General features: G+C 68.0%; 14 protein-coding genes. 13 read left to right on the top strand and 1 reads right to left on the bottom strand.

What is annotated here, in order from left to right:
* Positions 1 to 45 precede the first annotated feature (45 nt).
* Positions 46 to 480 (top strand): thioredoxin TrxC, encoded by a 435-nt coding sequence (gene trxC / locus JYG34_RS01690; RefSeq protein ID WP_213659254.1) that lies wholly within the window; start codon positions 46 to 48, stop codon positions 478 to 480.
* A 280-nt stretch (positions 481 to 760) separates the two neighbouring features.
* Here the strand turns inward: trxC and JYG34_RS01685 are convergent, their stop codons facing one another.
* Positions 761 to 1,537 carry a ParA family protein gene (locus JYG34_RS01685; protein ID WP_213659253.1) on the bottom strand — a complete coding sequence of 259 codons (777 nt, stop codon included), beginning with the start codon at positions 1,535 to 1,537 and terminating at the stop codon, positions 761 to 763.
* Positions 1,538 to 1,856: 319 nt separating this feature from the next.
* Between JYG34_RS01685 and JYG34_RS01680 the strand changes: the two genes are divergently transcribed.
* The 12 genes from JYG34_RS01680 to JYG34_RS01625 are packed head-to-tail and all read left to right on the top strand — an operon-like array spanning position 1,857 to position 12,683.
* On the top strand, positions 1,857 to 2,579 hold the full coding sequence (locus JYG34_RS01680; RefSeq protein ID WP_213659252.1) for a beta-ketoacyl synthase chain length factor: 723 nt from the start codon (positions 1,857 to 1,859) through the stop codon (positions 2,577 to 2,579).
* Positions 2,555 to 3,373, top strand: a complete 819-nt coding sequence (locus JYG34_RS01675) for a lysophospholipid acyltransferase family protein (protein WP_213659251.1) — start codon at positions 2,555 to 2,557, stop codon at positions 3,371 to 3,373. The genes JYG34_RS01680 and JYG34_RS01675 overlap by 25 nt, the downstream gene beginning before the upstream one ends.
* Complete coding sequence (locus JYG34_RS01670; protein ID WP_213659250.1) at positions 3,342 to 3,614, top strand: phosphopantetheine-binding protein; 273 nt, start codon at positions 3,342 to 3,344, stop codon at positions 3,612 to 3,614. Before JYG34_RS01675 ends, JYG34_RS01670 begins: the two co-directional genes overlap by 32 nt.
* A 9-nt stretch (positions 3,615 to 3,623) precedes the next feature.
* On the top strand, positions 3,624 to 3,878 hold the full coding sequence (locus JYG34_RS01665) for an acyl carrier protein (RefSeq protein ID WP_213659249.1): 255 nt from the start codon (positions 3,624 to 3,626) through the stop codon (positions 3,876 to 3,878).
* On the top strand, positions 3,875 to 4,420 hold the full coding sequence (locus tag JYG34_RS01660) for a hypothetical protein (protein ID WP_213659248.1): 546 nt from the start codon (positions 3,875 to 3,877) through the stop codon (positions 4,418 to 4,420). The genes JYG34_RS01665 and JYG34_RS01660 overlap by 4 nt, the downstream gene beginning before the upstream one ends.
* The gene (locus JYG34_RS01655; protein ID WP_213659247.1) at positions 4,417 to 6,087 is read left to right on the top strand and encodes an AMP-binding protein; all 1,671 of its coding nucleotides are present in this window, start codon (positions 4,417 to 4,419) and stop codon (positions 6,085 to 6,087) included. The genes JYG34_RS01660 and JYG34_RS01655 overlap by 4 nt, the downstream gene beginning before the upstream one ends.
* Positions 6,080 to 6,814, top strand: a complete 735-nt coding sequence (locus JYG34_RS01650; protein WP_213659246.1) for a glycosyltransferase family 2 protein — start codon at positions 6,080 to 6,082, stop codon at positions 6,812 to 6,814. The genes JYG34_RS01655 and JYG34_RS01650 overlap by 8 nt, the downstream gene beginning before the upstream one ends.
* A complete protein-coding gene (locus JYG34_RS01645) occupies positions 6,811 to 7,749 on the top strand; it encodes a glycosyl transferase (protein WP_213659245.1) in 939 nt (312 codons plus the stop codon). The genes JYG34_RS01650 and JYG34_RS01645 overlap by 4 nt, the downstream gene beginning before the upstream one ends.
* Positions 7,730 to 9,274 (top strand): HAL/PAL/TAL family ammonia-lyase, encoded by a 1,545-nt coding sequence (locus tag JYG34_RS01640; RefSeq protein ID WP_213659244.1) that lies wholly within the window; start codon positions 7,730 to 7,732, stop codon positions 9,272 to 9,274. The genes JYG34_RS01645 and JYG34_RS01640 overlap by 20 nt, the downstream gene beginning before the upstream one ends.
* Positions 9,267 to 9,692: an acyl-CoA thioesterase gene (locus JYG34_RS01635; protein WP_213659243.1), complete on the top strand. Its 426-nt coding sequence runs from the start codon at positions 9,267 to 9,269 to the stop codon at positions 9,690 to 9,692. The genes JYG34_RS01640 and JYG34_RS01635 overlap by 8 nt, the downstream gene beginning before the upstream one ends.
* Complete coding sequence (locus tag JYG34_RS01630; protein ID WP_249746204.1) at positions 9,689 to 10,378, top strand: outer membrane lipoprotein carrier protein LolA; 690 nt, start codon at positions 9,689 to 9,691, stop codon at positions 10,376 to 10,378. The genes JYG34_RS01635 and JYG34_RS01630 overlap by 4 nt, the downstream gene beginning before the upstream one ends.
* A complete protein-coding gene (locus JYG34_RS01625) occupies positions 10,368 to 12,683 on the top strand; it encodes an MMPL family transporter (RefSeq protein ID WP_213659242.1) in 2,316 nt (771 codons plus the stop codon). Before JYG34_RS01630 ends, JYG34_RS01625 begins: the two co-directional genes overlap by 11 nt.
* Position 12,684 lies beyond the last annotated feature (1 nt).

The raw sequence follows: 12,684 nt of genomic DNA, 5'->3' as shown, positions 1-12,684 counted from the left end.
GCAAGCCGGCAAACGGGCCACACGCCTAAATCAACTGGAGCCCCCATGTCCGCACCCCTGGTAATCCCCTGCCCCCACTGCAACGGCCTCAACCGCCTGCCCACCGAGCGCCTGGGCGACAACCCGAAATGCGGCCGCTGCAAGCAGGAGGTGCTGCTCGCCCGCCCCTTCGAGCTGACCGAAAGCACCTACGCCGCCCAGATCAAGGGCGACCTGCCGTTGCTGCTGGATGTCTGGGCCGACTGGTGCGGCCCGTGCAAGAGCTTCGCCCCGACCTTCGAACAGGCTGCGCGGCAGCTGGCCGGTCGCTGCCGCCTGGCCAAGCTCGACAGCGAGGCCAACCGCAACCTCGCCGGGCAGCTGGGCATCCGTTCGATCCCCAGCCTGATCCTGTTCAGGAATGGCCGCGAAGTGGCGCGCCAGGCCGGCGCCTTCCCGCTCCAGTCGCTGCTGGAATGGTTGCGCGGCCAGGGGGTTTAGGGAGCATGGTTTGAGATTTCTGGCGCCTATGAGACCGAGCGCCGCCCGCGCGGCGCATCGCGGATGAATCCGCTCCTACATTCGTTGCAACGTGCCGCACCTGTGAGGTCGTGGTTGCCAGCCTAGGTGCAGGGCTTCAGGCAGGTGGATGGCGTCGGCGAACCATGGCCTATCTGTCATGGCCACGATGCAAAAAATGTAGGAGCGGATTCATCCGCGATGTGCGGCGCGGGCGGCGCTCGATCGCCCAGGCACCAGACAACTCCAACCCCACCAAACCTTATCCAGCATTCTCCTCGAGCAACGAATGCAACTCGACGAACTGCTGGGTCAGCTTGTGCCGTGGCTCAAGATGGATCAGCGGCAGGCTGGCATGGTGGGACTCGCGCATCTTCACCGAGCTGCCGAGGTACACCGGCAGCACCGGCAACCCCTCGGCCAGCAGCTCGTCGAGCATCTGCTGCGGCAGGCTGGCGCGTGACTGGAACTGGTTGACCACGATGCCCTCGACCACCAGCTCTTCGTTGTGGTCGTCCTTCAACTCGTCGATCTCGGCCAGCAGGCCGTACAGCGCCTGGCGCGAGAAACTGTCGCAATCGAAGGGAATGAGCACACGATCAGCGGCGATCAACGCGGAAACCGCATAGAAATTCAAGGCTGGCGGGGTATCGATGTAGATACGATCGTAGTCCTCGTCCAGCTCTTCCAGCAGTTTGCGCAGCTTGTTGATCTTGTGCTTGGCCTCGAGCTTGGGCTGCAGGTCGGCCAGCTCCGCCGTGGCGGTGACCACGTGCAGGTTGTCGAAAGGGGTTTCATAGATATCGACCTTGTTCTTCTTGGCGAACGGCCCGCTGGACAGCGACTGCTTGAAGAAGTCGGCGATGCCCATGGGAATGTCGTCGCCGGTCAGGCCGGTCAGGTACTGGGTCGAGTTGGCCTGGGCATCCAGGTCGATCAGCAGGGTCCGGTAGCCTTCGCTGGCACTCACCGCCGCCAGATTGCAGGCAATGCTCGATTTGCCCACGCCACCTTTCTGATTGAACACCACGCGCCGCATGACAGACCTCCGTGTATCAACGAATGCCCGAGTATGTGGCGCCGCACCGGTATTGGCCAGCACTCTTCGCTCAAGTTGCAGCGTGTGCGACCGACAACCTGTCTCTGACCAGCCGTCGGAAAATGCCTACCCGGATCATCCAACTCGATACTTCTTCGAGAATGCAATGTCTGACTGGCAAGAATGTAACGACTAATTGCTACACATCTCCGTCACCGGGATAATGCGCGCCACTCGGCAAAGCGCCACCCTGCAAGGTCTGTGTTCCGAGTCATTCCCAAGGCAAGGAAGTCCCACAGAGCGGGAAGTAACAAGCACCATGATCACCTTTGATATCAGCCAATGGCGCGCCTGGGCCCCCGGCCTGCCGACGCCCGCCGACTGGCAATCCTGGGCCGCCACCGGCGCACGCCCCTCTGCCGAAGCGCAGGTGCCGGACGTATCGTTTCTGCCCGCCATGCAGCGTCGCCGCCTCAGCCAGCTGGCGCGCATGGCGTTCGCCGTGGGCTGGCCGCTGGCCGAGGGCTGCGCGCCGATGCCGCTGGTATTCGTCTCGCGCCACGGTGAAACACCCCGCACCTTCTCGATTCTCAGCGACCTGGCTGACCAGCAGCCACTTTCGCCCACCCAGTTCAGCCTGTCGGTGCACAATGCCGTGATCGGCCTGTGGTCGATCCTGCGCGGCGAAACCTGCGAGATGACCGCCCTGGCCGCAGCCGGCGACGGCTTCGAACAAGGCCTGCTCGAAGCCGCCGGCCTGTTGCAAGAAGGCGCCCCGGCAGTGCTGTTGATCATCGCCGAGGAACTGCCGCCACCGGTGTACGGCCCCTGGATCGACGACGTGCCCTTCGCCTATGCGCTGGCGTTACGCCTCACAGCTGGGCGACAATGGAGGCTAGCACTAAGCCACCATTCCTCTCCGGACGCGCCGCACACCCCGCTGCCTCACGCCCTGAGCTGGTTGAAAGCCTCGCTGGGCAACACCCCCTCCTTTACTCACACCTGGAACCGTCGCACATGGAACTGGCAACGACAGCCATAGAGCGCCCGCGGGACGCCTATCACTGGCGCCTGCTGGCCACCGCCCTGAGCTTCGGCCTGTTCGGCCTGGGCGGCCTGTGCCTGCGCCTGCTGGTCTTCCCCCTGCTCGCCTTCCTGCCAGGTGACGCCGCGCGCCACCGCCAGCGCGCCCGACGCACCATCGGCTGGCTGTTCTGGCGCTTCATCCGCTTCATGCACACAGCCGGCGTGCTCACCTATGAAGTCGAAGGCGCCGAGCGCCTGGGCCGGCCCGGGCAGATGATCATCGCCAACCATCCGTCGCTGATCGACGTGGTGTTCCTCATCGGCCTGGTGCGCCAGGCCAACTGTGTGGTCAAGCACAGCCTGTTCACCAACCCGTTCACCCGCGGCCCGGTGAGCGAGGCCCAGTACATCGGCAACGACGGCAGCATGGACATGCTCGACAACGCCGTCGCCGCGCTGCAGCAAGGCCAACCATTGATCATCTTCCCCGAGGGTACGCGCACCGCGCCCGGCCAGGCCCCCGCCTTTCATCGCGGCGCCGCGGCCATCGCCCTGCGCGGTGCGAAGATCATCACACCGGTGACCATCCGCGTCAGCCCCACCACCCTGACCAAGCACGAGCCCTGGTATCGCATCCCCTGCCGTCGCGTGCACTTCAGCCTGCGCGTCGGTACCGATATCGACCCCCAGGCCTACGCCGCCATGGGCCCGGCGCCGATCGCCTCGCGCCGCCTCAACGATTTTCTGCACCAGCACTACATAAAGGAGCTCGCCGCCGATGAGCGATGCACAGCAACACCTGCACCATGACCTCAAGCAACTGATCATCGACGCCCTCGGCCTGGAAGACATCAGCGTGCAGGACATCGACGACCAGCAGACCCTGTTCGGCGAAGGCCTGGGCCTGGACTCGGTGGACGCCCTCGAACTCGGCCTGGCGATCCAGAAGCGCTACGGCATCAAGATCGACGCCGACGCCAAGGATACCCGCAACCATTTCACCAACGTCGCCACCCTCGCGGCGTTCGTCACCGCTCGCCAGGCAGCCTGAGACCGCACCATGCAAACCCGTGAAGATATCTTCAACATCCTGCGCGACGCCCTGGTCGAGCTGTTCGAACTGGAACCCGAGCGCGTCACCCTGGACGCCAACCTGTACCAGGACCTGGAAATCGACAGCATCGACGCCGTCGACCTGATCGACCACATCAAGCGCCAGACCGGCAAGAAGATCGCCGCCGACGACTTCAAGTCGGTGCGTACCGTCAATGACGTGGTAGAGGCGGTGCACCGCCTGGTCAACCCGGCGGCATGAAGCGCCTGATCGGCCTCGGCCTGCTGCTGGCCGGGCTGCTGTACCCCTTCGCGGTGCACTTCGGCATGGCCCATTTCGCCCCCTGGCAATTCGGCCTGCTGCTCGGTGGCCTGTGGCTGGCCCGTGCACTGAGCACGCCGCGCCGCCCGGGCAACCTGTGGATGGCGCTGGTGGCGCTGGCGTTCTGCGCCCTGCTGGGGCTGTCCGACAGCCCGCAGCTGCTGCGCTGGTACCCGGTGCTGATCAGCGCCTTCATGCTGGCCCTGTTCGGCGCCAGCCTGCTGCGCGGCATGCCGGTGGCAGAACGCCTGGCGCGCCTGCGCGACCCCGACCTACCGCCCCACGCCGTGCGTTACACCCGCCGCGTGACCCAGGTGTGGTGCCTGTTCTTCCTGGGCAACGGCCTGATCGCCGCCAGCCTCACTCTGTGGGCGCCACTGGCCTGGTGGACCCTGTACAACGGCCTGATCGCCTACGCCGCGATGGGCCTGCTGTTCGCCGTCGAATGGCTGATAAGACAACGTGTGCGAGGACGCTCATGAACTGGATCAACCTCGAACACCTGCTGCGCCCGCTGGACGCGCCGCGCCTGGTGACCCAAGCGCCGGCCCTGGACCACGCCGAGCTGTGCCAGCAGGCCCTGCGCCTGGCTGGTGGCCTGCGCCAGCGTGGGGTCCGGTGCCTGGCCGTGCACCTGGAAGACGCCGCGGCGCTGGCCGTCGCCCTGCTCGGTGCCTGGCGCGCAGGCGTGGACGTGCTGCTGCCCGCCGACCTGCAACCCGCCACCCGTGAGCGCTGGCATACCCAGGTCGACCTGTGGCTGACCACCGACGAGCAGCTCGACGAGCTGCTGGGGCTAGCGCTCGCCCCTGCCGACCTTGACCTCGACGCCTGCCGCATCAGCCTGTGCACCTCCGGTTCCAGCGGCGAGCCCAAGCGCATCGACAAGCGCCTGCGCCAGCTGGCCAACGAAGTGAATGCCCTGGAACAGCTCTGGGGCCAGGACCTGGGCAGCGCCTGGATCATCGGCAGCGTCGCCACCCAGCACATCTACGGCCTGCTGTTCCGCGTGCTCTGGCCACTGTGCGCCGGACGCGGTTTAGAGCGCCGCCAACTGCCGTTCCCCGAGGACCTGCAGCGCGCCAGCCGAGAGCACACGGCGTTCGCCTGGGTGGCCAGCCCGGCGCTGCTCAAACGCATGGGCGACAACCTCGATTGGCCGGCCCTGAGCCCGGTGCGGCGGGTATTCTCTTCAGGCGGCGAACTGCCTATGGCCGCTGCCGAGTGCCTGCAACAACGCCTGGGCCAGTGGCCGACCGAGATCCTCGGCAGTTCGGAGACCGGCGGTATCGCCTGGCGCCAGGGCCAACCCCTGTGGCAACCGTTCGCCGACGTGCGCTTGAGCCAGGATGAACACGGCGCCCTGCGCATCGCATCCCCCTACCTGCCTGCCGGGCACATCGAGCAGAGCGCCGATGCCGCCGAGTTCAGCGACGACGGGCGCTTCCGCCTGCTCGGCCGGCTGGACCGCATCGTCAAGCTCGAAGAAAAACGCATCTCGCTGCCCATGCTCGAGCAGGCCCTGTGCGCCCATGCCTGGGTCGCCGAGACGCGCCTGGGGGTAATCGAGGAAGGCCGCGCCTATCTCGGCGCCCTGGTAGCCCTGACCCCGGCCGGCCTGCACGCCCTGCGCAACCAGGGCCGCCGCGCCGTGATCGATGGGCTGCGCCAGCACCTGGCCGGCCACTGCGAGGCACTGGCCCTGCCACGGCGCTGGCGCCTGGCACGCCAGTTGCCGCTCAACACTCAGGGCAAACTGCCCCAGGCCGAGCTGCAGGCCCTGCTGCTGGCCCCGCGCAGCATGGCACCAGAGGTGCTGGAGCAGACGCAGCAAGGCGAAGAACTGCATCTGCGTCTGGCCATCCCCCTGGACCTGGCCTGCTTCCCCGGGCACTTCCCGCAAACGCCCGTGCTCCCGGGTGTGGTCCAGATCGATTGGGCAATCGCCCTGGCTGCCTCGCACCTGCGACTGGCCCGACGTTTCGCCGGCATGGAAGTGCTCAAGTTCCAGCAACTGGTGCGCCCCGGCGACGAGCTGCTGCTGACCCTGCGCTTCGACACCGCCCGCGGCAAGCTCTACTTCGCCTACACCTGCGCCGGGCAGCCTTGCTCCAGTGGCCGCATCGTGCTGGAGGCCGCTCATGCATAAGCCCTGCGCGGTGATCCCGGTGTACAACCACGAGCAGGCGGTGCCCCAGGTGGTCGACGACCTGCTGCGCGCCGGCCTGCCCTGCGTGCTGGTCGACGACGCCAGCCATGCCCCCTGCGCCCGGGTACTGGGCCAACTGGCCGAACGCGACGACGTTCACCTGGTCACCCTGGCGGTCAACCAGGGCAAGGGCGGCGCGGTGATGGCCGGCCTGCGCGAAGCCGCGCGACTGGGCTTCAGCCACGCCCTGCAGGTGGACGCCGACGGCCAGCATGACCTGGCTGATGTCAGCCGGTTCCTGGAACAGTCGCAGGCTTACCCGCAGGCCCTGGTGTGCGGTTATCCACAGTACGACGCCAGCGTGCCCAAGGGCCGGTTGTATGCCCGCTACCTGACCCACGTCTGGGTGTGGATCAACAGCCTGTCGCTGCGTATCCCGGATTCGATGTGCGGCTTTCGCGTCTACCCGCTGCCCGCGACCCTGGCGATGATCGACAGCGTCAGCCTCGGCCGGCGCATGGACTTCGACCCGGAAATCCTGGTGCGCCTGTCGTGGCGCAACCAGCCGATGCGCTGGCTGCCGACCAAGGTCCACTACCCCCAGGACGGCCTGTCGCACTTTCGCCTGTTTCACGACAACGCGCTGATCTCGAAGATGCACGCCAAGCTGTTCTTCGGCATGCTCCTGCGCGCCCCGCTGATCCTCTGGCGCAGGTGGCGTGGATGAACGAGCGCCCGCAACACTGGGCCGAGCACCAGGAGCGCGGCAGCTTCTGGCTGATGAAGCTCACCGCCACCCTCGCCCGCCTCCTCGGGCGGCGCGTGCTCAGCCCGCTGATCCATGTAATCGTCGCCTACTTCTTCGTCTTCGGTGGCCGCGCCCGGCGCAGCGCCTGGCAGTACCAGCAGCGCCTGCACCGCTGGAGCGCCGGCCAGGTCCAGGCCCCCGGCCAGTGGCGCGTGTTTCGCCAGTTCATGGCCTTCGCCGAAGCCCTGCTGGACAAGCTCGACGTGTGGAACGGCCGGCTGGCGCTTTCGCAGATCGACATCGTCGATCCGGCCAACCTGCGCCAGCAGTTGCGTGGCGAGCGCGGCCAGATGCTGGTGGGCGCGCACCTGGGCAACCTGGAAGTGTGCCGGGCCCTGGCCGAGATCGGCGAGCAGGTGACCATGAACGTGCTGGTGCACACTCGCCACGCCGAACACTTCAACCGCCTGCTGGGCGAAGCCGGCGCCAGCCACCTGCGTCTGATCCAGGTCAGCGAACTGGACCCGGCAGTGATGCTGCAACTGTCCGAGCGCCTGGAACGCGGTGAATGGCTGGCGATCGCCGGCGACCGCGTGCCGCTGCACGGCGGGCGCACCGTGGAGGTGGACTTCCTCGGCCACCCGGCGGCGTTCCCCCAGGGGCCGTGGTTGCTGGCCGGGCTGCTGGGTTGCCCGCTCAACCTGCTGTTCTGCCTCAAGCAACAGGGCCGCTACCAGGTCACCCTCGAGCCGTTCGTCGAGCGCCTGCAGTGGCGCCGTGGCCAGCGCGACGCGGTGATCGCCGAGTGGGCCGCCCGCTACGCAGAACGCCTGGGCCACTACTGCGCCCAGGCACCGCTGCAATGGTTCAATTTCTACCCCTTCTGGAAGACCGATGACGATGCATCCGCATGAGCCTGTAACCTTCGGCGAAACGCCGCTGGCGATCGAAGACGTCCTGGCCCTGGCCGAGCGCCGCGCCCCGTCGCGCCTGCAGGCCGACGCCGCCTACCGCGAGCGCATCGCCCGTGGCGCGCGCTTCCTCGACACCTTGCTGGACAAGGAAGGGGTGATCTATGGCGTGACCACCGGCTACGGCGACTCCTGCGTGGTGGCCGTGCCGCTGGAGCATGTCGAGGCCCTGCCCCGCCACCTCTACACCTTCCACGGCTGCGGCCTGGGCCGACTGCTCGACGCACCGGCCACCCGCGCCGTGCTGGCCGCGCGCCTGCGCTCGCTGAGCCATGGCGTGTCCGGCGTGCGCCTGGAACTGCTGGAGCGCCTGCAGGCCTTCATCGAGCACGACATCCTGCCGCTGATCCCCGAGGAAGGCTCGGTCGGCGCCAGCGGCGACCTGACGCCGCTGTCGTACGTGGCGGCGGCCCTGTCGGGTGAGCGCGAAGTGATGTACCGCGGCGAACGCCGCACCAGCGCCGACGTGCACCGCGAACTGGGCTGGCAGCCCCTGGTGCTGCGCCCCAAGGAAGCCCTGGCGCTGATGAACGGCACTGCGGTAATGACCGGCCTGGCCTGCCTGGCCTTCGCCCGCGCCGACTACCTGCTCAAGCTGGCCACGCGCATCACCGCGCTCAATGTCATCGCCCTGCAGGGCAACCCCGAGCACTTCGACGAGCGCCTGTTCGCCGCCAAGCCGCACCCCGGCCAGACACAAGTCGCCGCCTGGCTGCGCCAGGACCTGGCCATCGACGCCCCGCTGCCGCCGCTGCACCGCCTGCAGGACCGCTACTCGCTGCGCTGCGCGCCCCATGTGCTGGGCGTGCTGGCCGACAGCCTGGGCTGGCTGCGCGGGTTCATCGAAACCGAGCTCAACAGCGCCAACGACAACCCGATCATCGACGGCGACGCCGAGCGCGTGCTGCATGGCGGGCACTTCTATGGCGGGCACATCGCCTTCGCCATGGACAGCCTGAAGAACCTGGTGGCCAACGTCGCCGACCTGCTCGACCGCCAACTCGCCCTGCTGGTGGATGTGCGCTACAACCATGGCCTGCCGAGCAACCTCTCGGGTGCCGAGGCCGAGCGCGCCATGCTCAACCACGGTTTCAAGGCCGTGCAGATCGGCGCCAGCGCCTGGACCGCCGAGGCGCTCAAGCAGACCATGCCGGCCAGCGTGTTCTCCCGCTCCACCGAGTGCCACAACCAGGACAAGGTGAGTATGGGCACCATCGCCGCCCGCGACGCCCTGCGCGTGCTGGAACTGACCGAACAGGTCGCCGCCGCCACCCTGCTGGCCGCCAACCAGGGCGTCTGGCTGCGCCAGCGCCTGGCCGATGCCCACGCCCTGCCGCCAGCCCTGGCGCAGATGCATGCGGCGCTGCTGGAAGACTTCGCGCCGGTCACCGAGGACCGTGCCCTCGAGCACGACCTGCGCCTGTGCCTGGCCCGTATCGGCCAGCGCCACTGGAGGCTGCATGCGTAACCCCGGGGTGTTCCACGTCGACAGCGAGATCGTCGTGCCGTTCTTCGACGTCGACAGCATGCACATCGTCTGGCACGGCCACTATGTGAAGTACCTGGAAGTCGCCCGCTGCGCGCTGCTCGACCGCCTGGAGCACGACTACCTGCGGATGCAGGCCAGCGGCTATGCCTGGCCGGTGATCGACCTGCAATTGCGCTACATCCGCGGCGCCACCTTCGGCCAGCGCCTGACCGTGCGCGCCAGCCTGGTGGAGTGGGAGAACCGCCTGAAGATCCACTACCTGATCAGCGATGCCACCACCGGCGAGCGCATGACCCGCGCCAGCACCGTGCAGGTGGCCGTGCACATCGAAAGCGGCGAGATGCAACTGGCCTCCCCCCAGGCCATGCTCGACGCCGTCGCCAAGGTGCTGCCATGAGCCTCGGCCTGCGCACTGGCATTGCCAGCCTCTTCGCGGGTAAACCCGCTCCCACAGGCACCTCGAAAGCTGTGGGAGCGGGTTTGCCCGCGAAGGTCCCGACACTGCTCACCCTGTTGCTGCTGTTCGTTAGCCCGCTGACCCTCGCTTTCACCCTCGACGACCTGCAAAAGCAGCTCAGCGAACCCGCCGTGGTCAGCGGCCCGTTCATCCAGGAAAAACACCTGCGCGCCCTGCCCCAGCCACTGACCAGCAAGGGCCGCTTCGTCCTGGCCCGCGACCACGGCCTGCTCTGGCTGCTGCAGACCCCGCTGCGCCAGGACTACCGCATCGACACCCAAGGCATCGCCCGCCGCGACCCGAGCGGCTGGCAAACGCTGCCCGCACGCAGTGCCGGCGCCGAGCAGAACCGCCTGTTCTTCGCCGTGCTGCAAGGCGACAGCAGCGGCCTGCAACGCGACTTCGAACTGGCGCTGTCGGGCGACGCCACGCACTGGCAACTGCGCCTGACCCCGCGCTCGCTGCTGCTCAAGCAAGTATTCACCCGCATCGACATCGCCGGCGGGCGTTACGTCGAGCGCATCGAACTGAGCGAGACCCAGGGCGACAGCACCGTGCTGCGTATGCCCGAGAGCCAAGGCGCCAGCGCCCTCAGCGACGCGGAGCGCAGCGACTTTGCCGACTGAACGCCTGTTGCCGCGCCTGTTCGCGGGCCTGCTGCTGATCATGCTCGCCGTGGCCGGCTGGCAATGGCATCGGGGCGCGCCGCTGTCGGCCGACCTGATGACCCTGGTACCGGGCGCCACCCAGGACCCGCTGGTCCAGCAAGCCGAGCAACGCATGCAGGAGCCGCTCAACCGCGAGCTGCTGGTGCTGGTCGGCCACCCCCAACGCGAACAGGCCGTCGCCCTGGCCGAACATCTGGCCGCCCAGTGGCAGGCCAGTGGCCTGTTCGAGAAGGTGCAGTGGAGTGTGCAGACCGACCTGCAGGCCCTGCGCGGGCAACTGCTGCAAGGACGCCTGGCGATGCTCGCGGCCCGCGACCGCCAGTTGCTGGCCGAGCAGCCCGACACTTTCATCGAACAACGCCTGCAAAGCCTGTTCGACCCCTTCGCCGGCTTCAGCCTGGTGGCCAGCCAGGATGACTGGCTCGGCCTGACCGGCCGCATCCAGCAAAGCCAACCCAAGCCGGTCAACGTGCAACTGGACACCGCCAGCGGCGCGCTGGTCGCCGAAGCCGACGGCCAGCAGTGGGTGCTGCTGCGCGCCCGCACCCTGGGCAACGCTTTCGACATGCACCTGCCCTTGCAGGTGGCCGACCTGCTGGCCCACGCCCGCGTCGAGGCCAGCCAGCAAGGCGCCCAGCTGCTGGCGGCCAGCGGCCTGCTCTACGCCGCGGCCGGCCAGCAACAGGCCAGCCGCGAGATCACCTGGGTCGGCGGCGGCGCCACCGTGGGCATCCTGCTGCTGTTGCTGCTGGCCTTCCGCCGCTGGCGCGTGCTGCTGGCCTTCGTGCCAGTGCTGGTGGGCATGCTGTTCGGCTCGGTGGTGTGCGTGGCGCTGTTCGGGCAGATGCACGTGATGACCCTGGTGCTCGGCTCCAGCCTGATCGGTGTGGCCGTCGACTACCCGCTGCACTACCTGTCCAAGAGCTGGAGCCTGCAACCCTGGCGCAGCTGGCCGGCCGTGCGCCTCACGCTACCGGGGCTGAGCCTGAGCCTGGCGACCAGTTGCATCGGCTACCTGGCCCTGGCCTTCACGCCGTTCCCCGCGCTGACCCAGATCGCCGCGTTCTCGGCCGCCGGCCTGGTCGGCGCCTACCTCAGCGCCGTGTGCCTGCTGCCGGCCTTGCTCGGCGGCGTCGAGCTGCGCCCGGCCCAGTGGCCGCTGCGGGTCGCGCAATGGCTGACCGAGCTGCGCGCCGGCCTGCTGCGCCGTGTCCCCAGCGCCGCGCTGCTGGCCCTGCTGGTGCTGTTCTGCGCCGCCGGGCTGTGGCGTCTGGACAGCCGCAACGACGTGCGCCAGTGGGTCGGCAGCCCGCCCCAACTGCTGGAAGAAGCCCAGGCAGTCGCGCGCGTCACCGGTTACCAGCCCACCAGCCAGTTCTACCTGGTACGCGGCGCCAACCCGCAGCAACTGCTGGAGCGCCTGCGGGCGTTGTCGGAAAAACTCGACGAGCTGGTCGACCTGGGCAAGCTCAAGGGCTACATGTCCCTCGACCGCCTGGTTGCCAGCCCCGCCGAGCAGGCGCGCACCCTCCAGGCACTGGAACGCCTGCCCGAACACTGGCAACCGTTGCTGGCCCAGGGCGTTCCGGAAACCGCGTTGCAGGCCGAGCTCAAGCAATTGCGCCAACTGCCGATCCAGTCCATCGACGATGTCCTCGCCGGCCCCTTGGGTGAGCCCTGGCGCGCCTTGTGGCTGGGCCAGGTGGACCAGGGCGTGGCCGCCGTCGTCAGCCTCCAGGGGCTGAACGACACTGCCTTGCTGCGCCTGCAAGCCGATGGCCTGCCCGGCGTGCAACTGGTGGACCGGCTGGGTGAGTTGAACCAGCTGTTCGCCGCCACCCAGGTCAGCGCCGCCGAGCTCAAGCTGTTGTCGTGCGCGCTGATCCTGGTGCTGCTGGTGCTGCCGTTCGGCCTGCGCGGAGCCTTGCGCATTGTCGCCCTGCCCCTGCTCGCCGCGCTGTGCAGCCTGGCCCTGCTGGGTTGGTTCGGCCAGCCGCTGACGCTGTTCAGCCTGTTCGGCCTGCTGCTGGTGACCGCCATCGGCGTCGACTACGCGATCCTCATGCATGAGCGTGTCGGCGGCGAGGCGGTGAGCCTGCTGGGCACCCTGCTGGCGGCACTGACCACCTGGCTGTCGTTCGGCCTGCTGGCCCTGTCGAACACCCCGGCGGTGAGCAATTTCGGCCTGGCGGTGAGCCTGGGCCTGGCAATGAGCTTCATCCTGGCCCCTTGGGCCGCGTCGCGCGAAGGAGCGCACAGCTGAT

Origin of the sequence: Pseudomonas entomophila, assembly GCF_018417595.1 — a bacterium.
In the GTDB taxonomy this organism is placed as follows: Bacteria; Pseudomonadota; Gammaproteobacteria; order Pseudomonadales; family Pseudomonadaceae; genus Aquipseudomonas; species Aquipseudomonas entomophila_C.
Note: the sequence above shows the minus strand (reverse complement) of the source record. Positions and strands in the feature narration are given on the sequence as shown.